1 protein-coding gene (cut by a window edge) is annotated in these 21,168 nt (G+C 62.0%); it reads left to right on the plus strand.

What is annotated here, in order from left to right:
- Window positions 1-21,168: the 5' portion of a non-ribosomal peptide synthase/polyketide synthase gene (locus ACSW29_RS10445; protein ID WP_448277175.1), read on the plus strand. The gene runs 7,575 nt beyond the window's last position; 21,168 of the gene's 28,743 nt are visible here — the first part of the coding sequence; the start codon lies at window positions 1-3; its stop codon lies off the right edge, out of view.

Consider the following 21,168-nt stretch of genomic DNA (forward strand, 5'->3'; position numbering starts at 1 on the left):
GTGAATTCGCTGGGTAACGGAGAACTGGGGAGCGGCAAGCCGGAGGTCGGCAGCTCGCCGGAAGACGTTCAGCGATCCGACGCATTCCCGCTTTCCGCGGCCCAGCTCGGTATGTGGTTCGCGCAGCATCTTGATCCTGCAGTTCCGGTCAACATCGCTCAGTACGTCGAACTCCGTGGTGCTCTGGAGCTTGACGCCCTTCGTCAGGCCTGCGCAGACGCCGGTCGCGAAATCGGGTCGGCCTTCGTCCGGATCTTCGAGATCGACGCCCAGCCGTACCAGATCATCGACCCCACACTCGATGATTCGGTCGGCTACGTCGACCTCCGTAGTGAAGACGACTCACACGACGCGGCCATGCGGTGGATGCGAGCAGATCGCAGTCGGCCGATCGACATGCTCACGGACCGACTGATCTCTGCCACGATTCTGCGTCTCGGCGAGAACCGCTACTACTGGTACACGCGGGTCCACCACACAATTCTCGACGGCTTCGGTGCATCGACGTTCGTCACTCGTGTGGCGGAGTTGTACTCGGCGCGCGTGGAGGGTCGCGAACCGGAGCCGAGCGAGGCCTCCGATCTCTGGAACGTCTACGAGGTGGACAACAAGTACCGCCAGTCGAGTCGTTTCGAAACCGATCGCAAGTACTGGGCCGACAAGATCGAGAATCTCGACGAGATCTCGAGCCTCGCGGGTCGCAGTGCCGCGCCGGCTCCCGTCAGTCGGATCGACAGCGCAGCGCTGTCCAACCACGTCGAGGCGCTGCTCGGGCGGTTCCTCGAACGCGTGGAGAAGACCACGGTTGCCGGAACGGTCGTCGCGGCTTTTGCGGCGTACCTCGCTCAGATGACCGGACGAGAGGACGTGTCGCTGAGTCTGCCCGTTTCCGGTCGAACGACAGCCGTGCTGCGCCGATCCGGTGGCATGGTCTCCAACGTCGTTCCGCTGCGACTGACCGTCACTGCGGACACCACCGTCCAGGATCTTCTGGACGACGTCAGGAACGAAATGTCCGGCGCGCTGCGCCATCAGCGGTACCGACACGAGGACATGGTCCGCGGCGGTGACGGGCCGGGCCGGGGCGGATTCTTCGGTCCCTGGATCAACATCATGATGTTTTCCACGGAGTTGGCGTTCGGGCCCCTTGTCGGCGAGCTTCACATCCTGTCCACGGGTTTGATCGAAGACCTCGGTGTCAACCTCTACCAGAGCGTCGGCGATACCCGCACGCACATCGATTTCGAGTCGAATCCCAATCTGTACGCGCCCGCTGACGCCCAGCGAAATCACTCACGGTTCGTGGAGTTCCTCGAGAAGTTCGTCTCGGCCGAAACGAGCCGCAAAGTATGGGATCTCCCTGTCGCAACCGATGAGGAGCGGAACAAGGTCGCTTTGTGGAACCGCACCGGCTTCCAGGTTGCCTCGCAGACCATCATCGAAGCCTTCGAGCGTCAGGTTGCGCGGACTCCCGATGCCACCGCTGTGGTTTTCGAAGGCGACAGACTGACGTACGCCGAATTCGACTCCCGCGCAAACGGTTTGGCCCGTCAGCTCATCTCCATGGGTGTCGGACCCGAATCGCTTGTGGGGCTCTCGATCCGCAGGTCTCTGGACTTGATGGTCGGTCTGTACGCGATTGCCAAGGCCGGCGGAGCCTGGGTGCCGGTGGATCCCGACCATCCAGCCGACCGCACCGCCTACATCCTCGAGTCGGCGCAGCCCACGTGCGTTGTGACTACTGCGCGAGACGACGTGGATCTGCCCGAGGGCACGCGGGTGATCGAAATCGACACTCTCGACTACGGACAGCTCGACAGCAGGCCGATCGCCAACGCAGATCGCTTGTCTCCCTTGCATTTCTCGAACACTGCGTACGTGATTTACACCTCGGGATCGACCGGTCGCCCCAAGGGGGTCGCGGTCACTCACGCAGCGATCAACAATCAGCTTCAGTGGATGAACGCCGAGTACGAGCTTTCTGCGTCGGATATCTACCTGCAGAAGACCGCCACGACATTCGACGTGTCGCTGTGGGGATTCTTCATGCCGTTGCAGGTTGGCGCCACGCTCGTCGTCGCGACTCCGGACGGCCATCGGGACCCGATCTACGTCGCGAACAAGATCGCGGAGCTCGGCGTCACGATCACCGACTTCGTGCCATCCATGCTCACGCTGTTCACGGCGAATGCACCTGCCGGATCTTGTGATTCGTTGCGTCACGTCTTCGTCATCGGCGAGGCGCTCCCGCCCGAGACGTCTTCGGCCTTCCGTGAACTCTGTGGAGCCGGATTGCACAACCTCTACGGTCCGACTGAAGCCGCGGTTTCGGTCACGTACTACGAGGCCGTGCCCTCGGATACCACTTCTGTGCCGATCGGTATGCCGCAGTGGAACACTCAGGCGCACGTACTGGACGGACAACTTCGCCCGACCCCCATCGGGCAGCCGGGTGAGCTCTATCTCGCCGGCGTTCAACTCGCGCGCGGGTACGTGGGTCGACCGGACCTGAGCTCGGATCGGTTCGTAGCCAATCCGTACGGCACGGCCGGTGAGCGTATGTACCGGACCGGCGACCTCGTCCGCCGCCGTGAGGACGGAAACCTCGACTACATCGGGCGTACCGACTTCCAGGTGAAGTTCCGTGGGCAGCGCATCGAGCTCGGCGAAATCGAGACTGTCCTTCTGGCACACCCCGACGTTTCCCAGGCTGTTGTCTTGGTGACCGTCACCCCGACCGGTGATCAATTGGTCGGCTACGTCGTGCCGGGCCCTGGCCGAAACATCGATGCTGCGGTGCTCAGTGAGTTCGCCGGTCGAAGCCTCCCGTCGTACATGGTTCCCGCCGCGTTGATGGTGCTCGATGCGTTGCCGCTCAACACGAGTGGCAAATTGGATCGTGCCGGGTTGCCCGAGCCGGTGTTCGCGAGTGCGAAGCAGTACCGCGAGCCCCGCACCGAAATCGAGCGGGTTGTCGCTGACGTCTTTGCCGACGTTCTCGGTGTCGAGCGCGTCGGTATCGACGACGACTTCTTCGAACTCGGTGGAAACTCTCTGGTTGCAACACAGTTGGTGACCCGCGTGGGTTCCGCCTTGGGAGTGCAACTCGGCGTTCGAGAGCTTTTCGAGTCCACCACGGTCGCTACCTTGGCGGCCCGCGCCGAGTCGGTGGCGGGCAACGCCAGGCAGCTCACCCCGCTGGTCGCCAAGCCTCGTCCCGAGGTCGTCCCGCTCTCGCTTGCGCAGCAGCGCATGTGGTTCATCAACCGCCTCGATCCGTCGACGCCCGCATACAATCTTCCGTTCACGGTCCGGCTCACCGGTTCGGTGGACCCGTCCGCCCTGCATGCCGCGGTGATGGACCTTCTCGAGCGGCACGAGTCCTTGCGGACGATCTACCCTGATGTCGACGGAACTGCGCAACAGCTTGTTCTGCCGGTAGACCGTGCAGCGGTGGAGTTGAACCCGGTCAAGATTCGGAATTCGCATCTCGATTCGGCCCTGTTCGACGTGGCGTCTCGCGGCTTCGACGTGACGCTCGAAATCCCGGTACGGGTTGCTCTCTTCGAGGTGTCTCCGACGGACTACGTCCTGGTGATGGTTCTCCACCACATCGCGGCAGACGGATTGTCGTTCCGTCCGCTCGCACGTGACCTTCTCGTCGCATACTCGGCGCGAAGTGAGAAGTCGGCGCCGGCGTGGACGCCGCTGCCGATTCAGTACGCCGATTACGCGCTGTGGCAGCGCGAAGCACTGGGATCCGACGAAGACCCGCGCTCGGAGTCGTCTCGCCAGATCAACTTCTGGCGCCGGGCACTTGCCGATCTGCCGGATCAGTTGGATCTGCCGACCGATCGACCTCGTCCTGCCATCGCGTCCAATCACGGTGCCAAGCACCATTTTCAGATCAGCGAACGCACGACGCGCAAGTTGAACGAGTTGGCGCGCTCGAGGAGCGTCTCGCTGTTCATGGTGTTGCAGGCGGCATATGCAACGCTGCTGAGCCGGATCAGTGGTACCTCAGACATCGCGATCGGTGCCCCGATCGGTGGGCGAAACGATCAAGCGCTCAGTGATGTCATCGGGATGTTCGTCAACACTCTGGTGCTTCGCACCGAGGTCGATCCGAACGAACGATTCGACGAATTACTCGCTCGGGTGAGAGAGTCGGGGTTGTCTGCCTACGGGCATGCCGATGTGCCATTCGAGCGGCTCGTCGAGGTTCTGAGCCCGGCGCGTTCGCAGGCTCGTCACCCGCTGTTCCAGGTTGCGCTCACTGCGGAGATCAGTGGACGACGCGAACTGGAATTCTCGGGTGTCAAAGCAGTTGCAGCCGAATTGGAAGTACCGGTCGCCAAATTCGATCTCGAACTCATGGTGTCCGAGAATCCCGAAGGCACCGAAGACTCCGACGTCTTGAGCGCCACCTTCACCTACGCCACGGACCTGTTCGATCCGGCCACAGTCAACACTTTCGCCACTCGGTTCGTGCGCATTCTCGATGCAGTGGCTACCCGACCTGAAACAGTCGTCGGTGATATAGACCTGCTCTCACGCTCCGAGCGCACTGATCTGACGGTCGTTGCCTCTGATGACACGATGCCGCGACAGAGTCTCGTCGACATCTTCCTGTCCGGCACGGCTGAGGCGGACTCGGTCGCAGTGCGCTTCGACGGTCGATCGATCACCTACCGCGAGCTCGACGAGCAGTCGTCGAAGCTCGCACGAGTTTTGATCGGACGTGGCGCAGGCCCCGAGACCATCGTCGCTCTCGCATTTCCTCGCTCATACGACATGGTCTGTGCGGTATGGGCGGTGGCGAAGTCAGGGGCGGCCTACGTGCCTGTTGACCCGAGCTATCCGGAAGATCGTGTCCGGCACATGCTGGCCGATTCATCGGCCGCGATCGGACTCACCTCGTCACAGTTCGTCGGTCAGCTTCCTGCGGTCACCGATTGGTTGGTCCTCGACGACCAGACGCTGACCGGGGAAGTCTCGGCACAATCGTCAGCGCCCGTCACGGACGAGGACCGAATCGTTCCGATTCACAGCTCTCACGTGGCATATGTCATCTACACATCCGGCTCCACGGGAAAACCGAAGGGCGTCAGCGTCACTCACGGTGGTCTCCGTGGGGTCAGGGACGCAGCCCAGCGTCGATACGGGGTAGAACAGTCCTCGCGCTTCCTGCATATCTGTTCACCGAGCTTCGACCCGTCAGTGCTCGAATGGATGGTCGCCTTCTCAGCGGGTGCAACATTGGTGATCGTTCCGTCGACGATTATCGGCGGACACGAGTTGTCGGATCTTCTTCATGCAGAGAAGGTCACCCACGCGATCATCACACCCGCCGTACTCGGGACCATGGAGCCTGCAGAGCTTCCTGACCTGCGCGTCGTCTCCGTCGGCGGTGACGTGACCACTCCCGAGTTGTTGGCGAAATGGGCCCCAGGGCGCGCCTATTTCAATGGGTACGGTCCGACCGAGACCACAATCATCTCGTCGTTCGGCGATCTAGCGGTCGCCCGATCGATCGACATCGGGCGTCCCGTCGAGGGCATGTCTGCACTGGTACTCGACGAGCGTCTGCACCCGGTTCCAGTCGGCACCAGGGGAGAGCTCTACTTTGCGGGCGCTGCATTGGCTCGCGGCTATCACGAGCGGCGAAGTCTCTCCGCAGAACGATTTGTCGCCAACCCGTATTCGCCGGACGGCGAGCGGATGTATCGGACCGGCGATGTCGTGCGCTGGACAGGCGGAGACTCGACCGCTGACGCGGAGGTTCTCGAATACGTCGGCCGCAGTGACTTCCAGGTCAAGGTTCGCGGCTTCCGCATCGAGCTCGGTGAGATCGACGCAGTTCTGTCTTCGCACGATTCTGTGCGCTTCGCGGTGACGGTCGGAAGCGAAGGCGCTGCGGGCGTCACAGCTCTCGTGTCTTACGTCGAACTGGCTGACGGTTCGAGCTTCGATCCGAATGTGCTCATCTCGTTCGTAGCCGAGACTCTACCGAGCTACATGGTTCCTTCCGTCATCATGGAACTCGCCGAAGTTCCGCTGACTCCGGTGGGTAAGCTGGATCGAAGGGCTCTGCCGGAACCCGTGTTCGAGGTTCGCGAGTTCCGTGCGCCCACCACGCCGGTGGAAGAGATTGTCGCGCAGGTGATTGCGGACGTTCTCGGTGTGGAACGAGTCGGCCTCGACGACGACTTCTTCGCACTCGGTGGCAACTCCCTGGTGGCCACTCAGGTCACTTCTCGGGTGGGACGGGCGCTCGATACCACCGTGCCGGTGCGGACGCTTTTCGACGTTTCCACCGTCGAGGCGCTCGCTGCCCATATCGAGTCGCACGCGGGTAGCGGCGGGCAGAAGGCTCTCGTCGCGCAGTCGCGTCCAGCGGAAATTCCGCTGTCGTTGGCGCAGCAGCGGATGTGGTTCCTGAACCGCTTCGACACCGACTCCGCTGCTTACAACATCACTTTCGCACTGCACCTGACTGGCCATCTCGACACGGCCGCGATGGAAATAGCGCTCGAGGACGTACTGGCCCGGCATGAAGTTCTCCGAACGGTGTATCCGGACGGGGCTTCCGGACCGAAGCAGTCGATTCTGTCGCTTTCGGAGGCTTTCGCCGGACTCACTGTCGAGTCGGTCTCGGACCCAGCCGAGCTCGAGAGTCGAGTCGCTGCAATCGGATCCTCGGCGATCGACGTCACCGTCGACGTGCCGATCCGTGTCTGCCTGTTGACGGTCAGCGACACCGAGCACACCCTCGCGATCGTTGTTCATCACATTGCCGCTGACGGTTGGTCGATGGCGCCACTGGCACGCGACGTCATGATTGCCTACTCGGCACGCAAGGACGGGATTGCGCCGGCGTGGCAGCCGTTGGCTGTTCAGTACGCCGACTATTCGTTGTGGCAGCGTGAGGTCCTGGGGTCCGAAGACGACCCGGAATCACTGATTTCGCAGCAGATCTCCTACTGGACCGAGACTCTGGCTGACCTACCGGATGTGATCGACCTTCCGTCGGACCGGCCTCGACCCGACGTGGCCTCGATGCGCGGCGATCGATTCGCGTTCGAGATCTCCGGGGATGTGCATCGTCGACTGGACGCGCTGGCACGTGAGAACAACGCAACGCTCTTCATGGCGCTGCACTCGGCGCTTGCCGTTCTGATGGCTCGACTGAGCGGGACGTCGGACATCGCCGTTGGCACTCCCGTTGCCGGTCGCGGCGACGAGGCGCTCGACGATCTCGTCGGCATGTTCGTCAACACGCTTGTTCTGCGCACCGAGGTCGACCAGGCCCGGGCATTCACGGATCTGCTCGCCGCGGCGAGTGATTCGGCGCTCGGAGCCTTCGCTCACTCGGACGTACCCTTCGAGCGTTTGGTGGACGTCCTGGCTCCGGCCCGGTCGCAGGCACGACATCCGCTGTTCCAGGTTGTCCTGTCCTTGCAGAATCTCGCGCAAACGGCATTGGAACTGCCGGGACTGGCGATCAAGGCCGCCGAAATCGACACCACCACTGCAAAGTTCGACCTCGAACTGGCGGTAACCGAGTCGATCGGCGAAGACGGGATCCAGCAAGGGCTCTCGGCCGAATTCACGTTTGCTGCAGATCTGTTCGAGGTTTCGACGGTCGAGGGATTTGCTCGCCGTCTGGTTCGTATCCTCGAGACTGTTGTGTCGGTTCCTTCGATTGTCGTCGGTGACATCGATATTCTCGATGCGGCCGAGCGGGGTGTGCTGGTCGATGTTCGTGGAGGCCAATCGGTCTCGGGAACTCTGGTCGAGATCCTCACCGGAGCGGCCGCTTCGGATCCGTCGGCGGAGGCGATTCGCTTCGACGGCGAGTCGATCACCTACCGCGAACTCGACGAGCGGTCGTCGCGACTCGCTCGTGTTCTGATTGCGAAGGGCGTCGGGCCGGAGGATCGGGTCGCGATCGCGATTCCGCGTTCGGCCGATTCGGTTCTCGCTCTGTGGGCCGTGGCGAAAACCGGTGCGGCATTCGTACCGGTCGACCCGACGTATCCGGTTGACCGTATCGCCCACATGATCACCGATTCCGGTGCGGTGCTGGGTCTTGCGCTCAGTGCCGTCGAGGCGGGGTTGCCGTCGGCGTTGACGTGGGTTGTTCTCGACGACGAGAAGACAGTGGCGGCGTGTGCGGCAGAATCTTGCGCGCCGGTGAGCGATTCGGATCGACGCGGCGCGATCGACGAGCGGCAGCCTGCGTACGTCATTTACACCTCCGGCACCACGGGTCTGCCCAAGGGCGTTGTGGTCACCAACGCCGGTGTGGCGAACTTCTGCGCCGAGCAGGTCGAGCGTTACTCGCTGACCACCGATGCTCGGACGCTGCATTTCGCATCGCCGAGTTTCGACGCTTCGGTACTCGAGTTGCTGATGGCATTCGGAGCGGCGTCGACGATGGTGATTGCGCCCACGACGGTGTACGGCGGCGCGGAATTGGCCGAGATCTTGCGGTCGGAGAGCGTGACGCATGCGTTTGTCACCCCTGCTGCTTTGGCATCGGTGGATCCGAGCGGACTTGACGCGTTGCGGGTGGTTGTCGTGGGTGGCGAAGCCAGTTCGCGGTCCCTCGTTGCCAGGTGGGCGGTGCCGCTTCCGGATGGCGGTGTGCGTGGGTTCTTCAACGCTTACGGTCCGACGGAGTCGACGGTCGCGTCGAACATCAGCGATGCGCTGACCGCGTTTGATCGTATGAACATCGGCGGCCCGATTCGGGGTATGGCTGCGCGGATCCTGGACGCCCGCTTGCAGCCTGTTCCAGTTGGTGTCGCGGGTGAGTTGTACGTGTCGGGTATTCAGGTCGCTCGTGGATACCTGGGACAGCCGGCATTGACGGCGGGTCGATTTGTCGCGGACCCGTTCGGGGCGCCCGGTGAGCGGTTGTACCGCACGGGTGATGTGGTCCGGTGGATCGACGGTGGCGCGGTGGAGTACGTGGGCCGCAGCGACTTCCAGGTCAAGATCCGCGGATTCCGTATCGAACTCGGCGAAATCGAGGCTGCACTGACCCGTTGCGCGGGCGTTGCGCAAGCTGTAGCTCTTGTACGCTCCGACGATCACTTCGGCGATCGCCTCGTTGCCTACGTAGTGCCACAGGCCGGCGCCGAGGTGGATCCCGCACAGGTCATCGAGTCGGTGTCGACGTTCCTCACCGGCTACATGGTTCCCGACTCGGTCCTGGTGCTCGATTCGATTCCGTTGACCACCGCGGGCAAGACGGACATCAAAGCTCTGCCCTCGCCCGTGTTCGAGTCCAAGGTGTACCAAGCGCCGGTCACAACCGTCGAAGAGACTGTCGCGCAGGTGTTCTCCGAAGTTCTCGGAGTCGCACAGGTTGGCCGCGACGACGATTTCTTCGAACTCGGCGGCAACTCGTTGATCGCGACCCGTGTCGCCGCTCGGTTGGGGGAGGCGCTCGACACAAGCGTTCCGGTTCGTGCGCTCTTCGAAGCGTCGACCGTGCAGTCACTCGCCGTCCGGCTCGAGCTGCACGCCGGCTCGGGTGCCACAGCGCCACTGGTGCCGCAGCCCCGGCCAGCTCGGATCCCACTTTCGTTGGCGCAGCAGCGCATGTGGTTCCTGAACAGGTTCGAACCGGCGTCGGCAGTGAACAACATTCCGGCGGCGATCAGGATTTCGGGCGCCCTCGATGTGGCAGCTCTCAACGCCGCCGTGATCGATGTCGTGGGCAGACACGAATCACTGCGAACTGTGTATCCAGACGTCGACGGCGTCGGGTACCAGGAAGTCCGCGACGTTCGAGACGTTGTGGTCGAACTCAGCCCCGTGCCGATCACCGAAGATCGCTTGGCTGCAGGCGTCGCCGAGCTGGCCACGGACGGCTTCGACGTGACGTCCGAAGTTCCGTTGCGCGCCAAACTCTTCAAAGTCGGCGACAGCGAATACGTCCTGGTATTCGTGGTGCACCACATCTCGACCGACGGTTTCTCGATGGGGCCGTTGACTCGCGATGTGATGGTTGCCTACGAAGCACGTACACGAGCGTCGGTGCCGGCTTGGACGCCGTTGCCGGTGCAGTATGCGGATTATGCGTTGTGGCAGCGTGAGGTTCTCGGGTCCGAGGACGATCCGCAGTCCGTCATCGCGCAGCAGATTGCGTTCTGGTCCGGTGCGTTGGCTGATCTTCCGGAGCAGTTGGATCTGCACGGTGATCGTCCGCGCCCCGAGGTCGCATCGGGACGTGGTGCGGAGGTCGAGTTCGATATCGACGCCGCGCTGCACAAAGCGGTCAATTCGATTGCGCACAGCAGTAACTCGACACCCTTCATGGTTGTTCACGCAGCGCTTGCCGTCGTACTCTCGCGCTTGTCCGCAACCACGGACATCGTGGTCGGTACCCCGATCGCGGGTCGTGGTGAGGCGCAGCTCGATGATGTGATCGGTATGTTCGTCAATACTTTGGTGTTGCGTACCGAGGTTGATCCGTCGATGTCGTTTGCCGAGTTGTTGGCGTCGGCGCGTGAGGTGGATCTGCGGGCGTTCGCGCATGCGGATGTTCCTTTCGAGCGTGTGGTGGAGGTTCTCGATCCGGTTCGTTCGCAGGCTCGTCATCCGTTGTTCCAGGTGGCGTTGACGTTCCAGAACCACGAACAGGCAACGCTCGAACTGGGCGACCTCGAAGTGTCGATCGAAAGTGCCGATCTTGCGTTGGCGAAATTCGATCTCCAGCTGACCTTGACCGAACGAACCGACGAGACCGGCGCACCCGCAGGAATGTCCGCCGCCTTGACGTATGCGACGGATCTGTTCGACGAGTCGACCGTTGTGGAGTTCGGTGATCGGTTGGTGCGAGTCTTCCGTGCGGTGACGGCTGATCCCACAGTAGCGGTGGGTGATGTCGACATTTTGGTCGATGGTGAACGAAATCTGCTGTCCCGCTTCAGTGCTGGCCAGGTCGATCGCGGTGTGGATTCGACGTTGTCGGCGTGGTTCGATGTTGCTGCTGCGCGGTTTGGTGATCGGATTGCGGTGCGGTTCGGTGGCGAGTCGTTGTCTTATGGTGAGTTGTCGGTGCGGGCTAATCGTTTGGCGCGCAGGTTGATTGCTCAGGGTTGTGGGCCGGAGTCGTTGGTGGCGGTGGCGTTGCCGCGGTCGGCGGATCTTGTGGTGGCGTTGTTGGCGGTGGTGAAGTCCGGTGCGGGGTATTTGCCGGTGGATCCGTCGTATCCGGCTGATCGTGTCGAGTTCATGTTGGCCGATGCTGGTCCGGTGGCTGCGATTTCGTGGTCCGGGCGTGAGTTGGTGTTGCCCGCTGGTTTGCCGGTGGTCGATATCGACACGGTGGATGTGTCGGAGTTCGATGGTTCGGTGGTGACGGATGCGGATCGTGTTGCGCCGTTGCGGTCGTCGAATGTTGCGTATGTGATTTACACGTCGGGTTCGACGGGTCGCCCGAAGGGTGTGCAGGTTCCGCACATCACGGTGGCGAAGCTGTTTGCGAATACCGAGAGTGTGTACGGGTTCGACGAATCCGATGTGTGGACGATGTTCCACAGTTATGCGTTCGACTTCTCGGTGTGGGAGTTGTGGGGTCCGCTGTTGTACGGCGGCACGTTGGTGGTTGTGGATTATGTGACGTCGCGGTCGCCGGAGCAGTTCTTGGAGTTGCTTGCTGCTGAGCGGGTGACGGTGCTCAATCAGACGCCGTCGGCGTTCTATCAGTTGGCTGAGGCTGATCGGTTGGCGTCGGAATCCGGTCGGGCTGCTGAGTTGTCGTTGCGGTGGGTTGTTTTCGGTGGCGAGGCGCTCGAGCTGCGTCGCTTGTCGGATTGGTACGGCCGCCGCGGTGATTCCGCGCCGACGTTGGTGAACATGTATGGCATCACGGAGACGACGGTGCATGTGAGCCATCGTGTGTTGGATGCTGCGTTGGCGGCGGATGCGTCGGCGAGTGTTGTGGGTCAGGCTATTTCGGGTCTGCGGGTGTTCGTGTTGGATACGCGTTTGGCTCCGGTGCCCGTCGGTGTCGCGGGTGAGATGTATGTCTCGGGTGTGCAGTTGGCTCGGGGTTATCTGGGTCAGGCGGGGTTGACGTCGACGCGGTTTGTGGCGAATCCGTTCAATGCCGGCGAGGTGTTGTACCGCACGGGTGACGTCGCGGCGTGGAACAGCGCTGGTGATTTGGAGTATCTGGGTCGCGCGGATGATCAGGTGAAGATCCGTGGTTTCCGGATCGAGATCGGTGAGATCGAGTCTGCGGTGTTGGCGGATGTGTCGGTGGCGCAGACGGCGGTGGTTGTGCGTGAGGATTCTCCGGGTGATCAGCGGTTGGTGGCGTATGTGGTGCCGGCTGCGGGTGTGAGTGTGTCGGTCGACGATGTCCGCACCGGTGTGGGTTCGTTGTTGCCGGAGTACATGGTGCCGTCGGCGTTTGTGGTGTTGGATGCGATTCCGTTGACGGTGAACGGGAAGTTGGATCGTCGGGCGTTGCCGGTTCCGTCGTTGCAGGTTGCGGTGTTCCGTGCTCCGACGTCGGTGGTGGAAGAGGTTGTGGCGCAGACGTTTGCGGATGTTCTGGGTGTCGAGCGTGTTGGTTTGGATGATGATTTCTTTGCGCTCGGTGGTAATTCGCTTATTGCGACGCAGGTGACGTCTCGGTTGGGTCAGGCGTTGGATGCGTCGGTGGGTGTGCGGGAGTTGTTCGAGGCGTCGACGGTGGAGGCGTTGGCTGCTCGTTTGGGTTCGCATGTTGGTGGTGGTTCGCGTGCGGCGTTGACTGCGCAGGTGCGTCCGGCGCAGGTTCCGTTGTCGTTGGCGCAGCAGCGCATGTGGTTCCTCAACCGATTCGACACGGCATCGGCTGTCAACAATGTCCCTGTTGCCGTTCGGCTCACGGGTGCGCTTGATCTGGCCGCCCTGAATTCGGCAGTTCACGATGTTATCGGCCGCCACGAGGTTCTGCGCACGGTCTACCCCGAGGTCGACGGCGTCGGCTACCAGAAGATCCTCTCGGCAGGAGATGTCTCGATCGATCTCGGTGCAGAACGCGTCACCGACGACCGTATCCAGGCGGAGCTGTATTCGTTCTTCGCCCAGGGCTTCGACGTCACCGTCGAGGTTCCGTTGCGCGCCAAGCTGTTCCAGGTCGCCGATGATGACTTCGTGTTGTCGTTCGTGGTGCATCACATCTCGACCGACGGCTTCTCGATGGCCCCGTTGACCCGCGACATCATGACCGCCTACTACGCCCGAACCAACGGCCAGGCTCCGACCTGGATACCGTTGCCGGTGCAGTATGCCGACTACGCACTGTGGCAGCGTGAGGTTCTCGGGTCCGAGGACGATCCGCAGTCCGTCATCGCGCAGCAGATCGATTACTGGTCTGACGCCCTGGCCGACCTGCCCGAGCAGCTGGACCTTCCCAGTGATCGCACCCGCCCCGAGATCGCAACGGGACAAGGAGCGACCCACACCTTCACCATCGACCCGCAACTGTGGGCCGATGTGGAAGCAACAGGTCAGGCGACGGGCGCAACCCCGTTCATGGTCGTCCACTCTGCGCTGGCCGTGCTGCTGGCACGGTTGTCCGCGACAACCGACATCGCAGTCGGCGCTCCTGTCGCGGGTCGCGGTGAGGCGCAGCTCGACGATCTGATCGGTATGTTCGTCAACACTTTGGTGTTGCGTACCGAGGTTGATCCGTCGATGTCGTTCGCGGATCTGTTGGCTTCTGCGCGTGAAGTGGATCTGCAGGCGTTTGCCCACGCTGACGTTCCGTTCGAGCGGATCGTTGAAGCGCTCGATCCGGTTCGTTCGCAGGCTCGTCATCCTTTGTTCCAGGTGGCATTGACTTTCCAGAACCTTGGACAGAGTGCTCTCGAACTGCCCGGACTCACCGCCGCTGCTGTGGAATTCGACGCAGCACTGGCCAAGTTCGATCTGCAATTCACTCTTGAAGACGCCGCTGACGCCGGTATGTCCGGCACTCTGACCTACGCGACGGATCTGTTCGACGCGTCGACAGCGGCCGAGTTCGCTGATCGCTTCGTGTCCGTCCTCCGTGGCGTTGTCGCGAATCCGACTGCTGCCGTTGGCGACGTGGATGTTCTGACTTCAGGTGAGTTGGATCGTGTTCTGGCGTGGAGTGACACGGGTGTCGACAGCGGTGTGGATTCGACGTTGTCGGCGTGGTTCGATGTTGCTGCTGCGCGGTTTGGTGATCGGATTGCGGTGCGGTTCGGTGGCGAGTCGTTGTCTTATGGTGAGTTGTCGGTGCGGGCTAATCGTTTGGCGCGCAGGTTGATTGCTCAGGGTTGTGGGCCGGAGTCGTTGGTGGCGGTGGCGTTGCCGCGGTCGGCGGATCTTGTGGTGGCGTTGTTGGCGGTGGTGAAGTCCGGTGCGGGGTATTTGCCGGTGGATCCGTCGTATCCGGCTGATCGTGTCGAGTTCATGTTGGCCGATGCTGGTCCGGTGGCTGCGATTTCGTGGTCCGGGCGTGAGTTGGTGTTGCCTGCAGGTCTGCCGGTGGTCGATATCGACACGGTGGATGTGTCGGAGTTCGATGGTTCGGTGGTGACGGATGCGGATCGTGTTGCGCCGTTGCGGTCGTCGAATGTTGCGTATGTGATTTACACGTCGGGTTCGACGGGTCGCCCGAAGGGTGTGCAGGTTCCGCACATCACGGTGGCGAAGCTGTTTGCGAATACCGAGAGTGTGTACGGGTTCGACGAATCCGATGTGTGGACGATGTTCCACAGTTATGCGTTCGACTTCTCGGTGTGGGAGTTGTGGGGTCCGCTGTTGTACGGCGGCACGTTGGTTGTTGTGGATTATGTGACGTCGCGGTCGCCGGAGCAGTTCTTGGAATTGCTTGCTGCTGAGCGGGTGACGGTGCTCAATCAGACGCCGTCGGCGTTCTATCAGTTGGCTGAGGCTGATCGGTTGGCGTCGGAATCCGGTCGGGCTGCTGAGTTGTCGTTGCGGTGGGTTGTTTTCGGTGGCGAGGCGCTCGAGCTGCGTCGCTTGTCGGATTGGTATTCGCGTCGTGGTGACAGTGCGCCGACGTTGGTGAACATGTATGGCATCACGGAGACGACGGTGCATGTGAGCCATCGTGTGTTGGATGCTGCGTTGGCGGCGGATGCGTCGGCGAGTGTTGTGGGTCAGGCTATTTCGGGTCTGCGGGTGTTCGTGTTGGATACGCGTTTGGCTCCGGTGCCGGTGGGTGTCGCGGGTGAGATGTATGTGTCGGGTGTGCAGTTGGCTCGGGGTTATCTGGGTCAGGCTGGGCTGACGTCGACGCGGTTTGTGGCGAATCCGTTCAATGCCGGCGAGGTGTTGTACCGCACGGGTGACGTCGCGGCGTGGAACAGCGCTGGTGATTTGGAGTATCTGGGTCGCGCGGATGATCAGGTGAAGATTCGTGGGTTCCGGATCGAGATCGGTGAGATCGAGTCTGCGGTGTTGTCGGATGTGTCGGTGGCGCAGACGGCGGTGGTTGTTCGTGAGGATTCTCCGGGTGATCAGCGGTTGGTGGCGTATGTGGTGCCGGCTGCGGGTGTGAGTGTGTCGGTCGACGATGTCCGCACCGGTGTGGGTTCGTTGTTGCCGGAGTACATGGTGCCGTCGGCGTTTGTGGTGTTGGATGCGATTCCGTTGACGGTGAACGGGAAGTTGGATCGTCGGGCGTTGCCGGTTCCGTCGTTGCAGGTTGCGGTGTTCCGTGCTCCGACGTCGGTGGTGGAAGAGGTTGTGGCGCAGACGTTTGCGGATGTTCTGGGTGTCGAGCGTGTTGGTTTGGATGATGATTTCTTTGCGCTCGGTGGTAATTCGCTTATTGCGACGCAGGTGACGTCTCGGTTGGGTCAGGCGTTGGATGCGTCGGTGGGTGTGCGGGAGTTGTTCGAGGCGTCGACGGTGGAGGCGTTGGCTGCTCGTTTGGGTTCTCATGTCGGTGGTGGTTCGCGTGCGGCGTTGACTGCGCAGGTGCGTCCGGCGCAGGTTCCGTTGTCGTTGGCGCAGCAGCGCATGTGGTTCCTCAACCAGTTGGATACGAACTCGGCAGGGAACAACGTTCCGGTTGCGATCACGCTCACCGGAAAACTGGACGTGTCGGGGCTGGAACAGGCTGTCTCGGACGTTATCGGCCGCCACGAGGTTCTGCGCACGGTCTACCCCGAGGTCGACGGCGTCGGCTACCAGAAGATCGTTGCACCTGCTGATGTCGACGTGAACCTCGCTGCAACCTTGGTCTCGGATTCGGAGATTGTTTCCGAGGTAACGAACTTCGTGGCGACGGGCTTCGACGTGACAACCGAGGTTCCGTTGCGCGCCAAGCTGTTCCAGATCAAGGCCGACGAGCATGTTCTCGTATTCGTGGTGCATCACATCTCGACCGACGGTTTCTCGATGGGCCCGCTGACCCGCGACATCATGACCGCCTACTACGCGCGAACCAACGGCCAGGCTCCGACCTGGACGCCGTTGCCGGTGCAGTACGCGGATTACTCGTTGTGGAAGCGTGAGATTCTCGGGTCCGAGGACGATCCGCAGTCCGTCATCGCGCAGCAGATCACTTACTGGGCGCAAGCACTCGACGGCGTGCCCGAACAGTTGAATCTTCCCGGGGATCGAGCTCGGCCTGCGGTATTCTCCGGTCAGGGAGCAACATTCGAATTCTCGATCGGCCAGGAACTGCACGAGCGGCTGATCGGTGTCGGTCGTGAGCACAATGCGTCGATGTTCATGGTGGTCCATTCGGCGCTGGCATCACTTCTCGCACGTCTGTCGGGAACAACGGACATCACCATCGGCGCGCCGATGGCAGGACGAGGTGAATCCGAACTCGATGATCTGATCGGAATGTTCGTCAATACTTTGGTGCTGCGTACCGAGGTTGATCCTTCGGCCCCGTTCACCACACTTCTGTCATCGGCGCGAGAGACCGATCTTCAGGCGTTCGCGCACTCGGACCTTCCATTCGAACGGCTTGTGGAAGTGCTGGACCCCGTTCGGTCGAGGGCACATCACCCGCTGTTCCAGGTGGCATTGGCGTTCCAGAACCTGGGTCAGAACTCGTTGACTCTGCCCGGTCTGACGGCCGCCGAGTTCGCAATCGACGAGACCGTGGCCAAGTTTGATCTGCAGCTCACAATCAGTGAGGTATCAGAAGGGCTGTCGGCGACGTTCACGTACGCGACGGATCTGTTCGACGAATCGACCGTCCGCGGATTCGCCGCACGATTGATGCGCATCCTGAACGGAATTGCGACGGACCCCGCGAATTCAGTGGGTGACATCGAAATCCTCGACGCGTCCGAGCGTGAGGTTCTGACGAGCCAGAGGGCATCTTCAGGAGTAGCGCAGGCGCCGTTGGCCGAGATTCTTGCCGACGCTGCTGCGCGCTACCCGGACAATGTCGCATTGCGCTACCCCGGCACGGCGCAGGCCGCTGCCGGTCGTTCCATGACGTATCGCGAGGTCGACGAGTGGTCGTCGAAGCTGGCCCGCGTCTTGATCAATCGTGGTCTCGGGGCTGAAGATCTTGTTGCGGTGTCGATTCCGCGATCCGTCGAATCGGTACTCGCGGTCTGGGCAGTGTCGAAGACTGGGGCAGCGGTCGTTCCGATCGATCCGCACTATCCTGCAGATCGTATCGCGCACATGCTCAGCGACTCGGGTGCAAAGGTAGGCCTGACCCTCGACGTCGAACGTGCGAATCTCACCGACGACGTCGAGTGGTTGGTCGTGGACGGTCCGCGCGGCGAACAGATGACCGCCGGAGTATCCGGAGCGCCAATAGATGCCGAGGAACGTGTCCGTCCACTGACGACTGCGCATCCTGCCTGGGTGATCTACACTTCCGGCACGACCGGACTGCCGAAGGGCGTTGTCGCGACCAACGCCGGTCTGGCGAGCTTCAGTGTCACTCAGGCCGCGCATTACCTCGTGAGGCCCACCTCGCGGACACTGCACTTCGCGTCACCGAGTTTCGACGCGTCGATGCTCGAGTTGTTCCTCGCGGTGGCCACCGGCGCGACGATGGTCATCGTCCCACCTGGCGTGTACGGCGGCGACGAACTGGCTGAGGTGTTCCGTAGCGAACGAGTCACGCATGCGTTCATCACACCAGCGGCTCTGGCGTCGATGGACCCGAGCGGCCTGGACGACCTGTCGGTCGTAGGTGTGGGCGGCGAGGCGTATTCGCCGGAACTGATCAGCAAGTGGACGACAGGGGACGGATCGGCCGCGTCGGCTTCGGCTCCCAGGACGTTCCTGAATGTCTATGGCCCGACCGAGACGACGATCGTGACGAACGTCAGCGTTCCGCTTCTGCCCGGTGACAGAATGGACATCGGCGCCACGATCGGTGACATGGCCGCATTCGTTCTGGACACACGACTCAATCCAGTTCCACTCGGAGTCTCAGGCGAGCTGTATCTGTCCGGTCCTCAGGTGACCCGCGGCTATCATCGTCGCCCGAGCTTGAGTGCCGAGCGATTCGTGGCAAACCCGCACGGTAATCCCGGCGAGCGTATGTACCGGACCGGTGACGTGGTCCGCTGGGTCGCTGGAACCGCACCGTCCAATTACGCAGTGGAGTACGTGGGTCGCAACGATTTCCAGGTCAAGATTCGCGGTTTCCGTATCGAACTGGGCGAAATCGATGCATCGCTGACGGCACACCCCGAGGTCGAGTTCGCTGCGACGATGGGTACGACCCTGCCGTCGGGTGCCCCGGCGCTGGTGTCGTACGTGTTCACCGGAAAGCACGCTTCGGTCACTTCGGCGGAATTGATCGAATTTGTCTCCAGAACCCTTCCGGCCCATATGGTTCCGGCTTCGGTCATGGTCTCCTCGGACATGCCGCTCAGTCCGGCAGGCAAGCTGGACCGAAAAGCGCTCCCAGCACCGGTTTTCGAGACCAAGGAATTCCGCGCCCCGGTCACCGAGATGGAACAAATCCTGAGCGAGATCTTCGCGGACGTTCTCGGCCTGGATCGCATCGGCACCGACGACTCGTTCTTCGCTCAGGGCGGCGACTCGATCATGTCCATCCAACTCGTCTCTCGTGCGAAGGCACGTGGGGTCGTATTCGCACCCAGTGACGTCTTCGAGAGCAAGACTGTCGCGGCATTGGCCGAAGTGGCGAAGTATGCCGCCGACGTCGAGGCCGCGGTGGTGCTCGAGGAGTTGCCGGGCGGTGGAGTCGGCTGGATGCCGTTGACGCCGATCGAACGATTCATGGTCGAGCGCGGTGGCAGCTACAACCGATTCACACAGACGATGACTCTCGAGCTTCCACTCGGAGTGCAGCGAGCCGACATCGTGCGAACACTCGCTGCAGTCGTCGACCACCACGACATGTTCCGCTCGCGGTTGATCTCCGATGGTCGCGGATGGGGAATGTCGGTCTCCGAGTCTGGAACCGTGGACGTCGAGGATTTGCTCAGCCGCGTGGATGTTGATGCGTCTGCGGACGAGTCGACAATTGTTCTCACGGCTTCCAAGGGCCTCGACGAGGCTCTCGGCCGGTTGAATCCGGCGGACGGCGTAATGGTTCAGTTCGTGTGGGTCGACTTCGGTCCCACTCGCACCGGGCGCTTGATCATTGCTGCACATCACCTGATCGTCGACGGGGTCTCCTGGCGAATCATCGTTCCGGATCTGGTGTCGGCTGCGGCCCAGATGGCCGGGGCGAGCGGAGCGACGGGGGATGTAGCTCTCGAACCTACGGGTACGTCGATGCGACGTTGGGCTCATGCATTGTCCGAAGAGGCCCATCGGGATTCGCGTGTGGCCGAGCTGGATACGTGGCGGAAGGTGTTGCAGACACCGGATCCGGTCCTGGGCAAGAGGGCGTACGACTCTGCCGTCGACGTTGCGGCAACGGTTCAGCGGATAAGCGTGACGGTCCCCACTCAGGTGACGGAGACTCTGTTGACCACGCTGCCGGAGGTTTTCAACGGCGGTGCCAACGACGGCCTGCTCGCTGGACTGACACTCGCGCTGATCGAGTGGCGTCGCCGTGTCGGGATCGACTCGTCATCTGCCTTGCTGCAGCTCGAGGGCCACGGCCGCGAAGAAGCCGTGATTCCCGGCGCGGATCTGTCGAGGACCGTTGGCTGGTTCACCGCTGCCTTCCCGATCAGTCTCGATCTTTCCGAGGTAGACCTGGGTGACGCTTTCGCCGGAGGTGATTCGGCGGGACGCGCGATCAAGGCAGTGAAGGAACAGCTGCTGGCGATCCCGGACAAGGGCGTCGGGTACGGACTGCTGCGCTACCTGAACGAAGACACCCGCGCAGTGCTTTCTCGCTTCGCCGGGGGACAGGTCAGCTTCAACTACTTGGGAAGAGTTGTCGCCGAGGATCTTCCGGCAGGTGTCGAGGGACTCGGGTGGCTGCCGGCCGGCGATTTCGCCAACGTGTCGGCACCCGAAGACGTCGACATGCCCGCAAACAAGGTCGTCGACATCAATGCGATCGTCAACGACGGCGCGGACGGTGCTGTTCTGGAGGCATCCTTCGCACACCCCGTCGGTGCCATCGACGGCGAGAGTGTCGAGACATTTGCACAGATTTGGGTCGAAGCACTGACTGCCCTGGCGGAGCATTCTCGCTCCGTCGGAGCCGGTGGACTCACACCGTCCGACGTGCCGCTTGTCTCCGTGAGCCAACGAGATATCGACGGCTTCGAGAATCGATTCGGTACGGTGACCGACATCTGGCCCCTGGCACCGCTGCAGTCCGGTTTGCTCTTCCACACGATGTTGGCGGAATCCAGCGTCGACCTCTACTCGGTGCAGATGATTCTCACTCTGTCCGGGAAGGTGGATGCCGACCGATTGCGCACTGCAGCACAGGGAATCATCGACCGTTATGCGAACCTGCGAACGGCATTCACGGCCGACGACGACGGAACGCCGGTCCAGATAGTCCTCGAAGACGTTGCAGTCCCGTGGCGGAACGTCGATCTCAGCGATATTGCGGCCGTCGACCGTGAGGCAGCTCTGAACGAAGTTTTGACGGCTGACCAGGCGACGCACTTCGACATGGCGTCACCGCCGTTGATTCGGTTCACCTTCGTCACCATGGCGGAGGGGGACTACCGCTTGGTGGTGGCGAATCACCACATTATTCTCGACGGTTGGTCGGTGCCACTGCTC

Source organism: Rhodococcus sp. GB-02 (assembly GCF_053470465.1).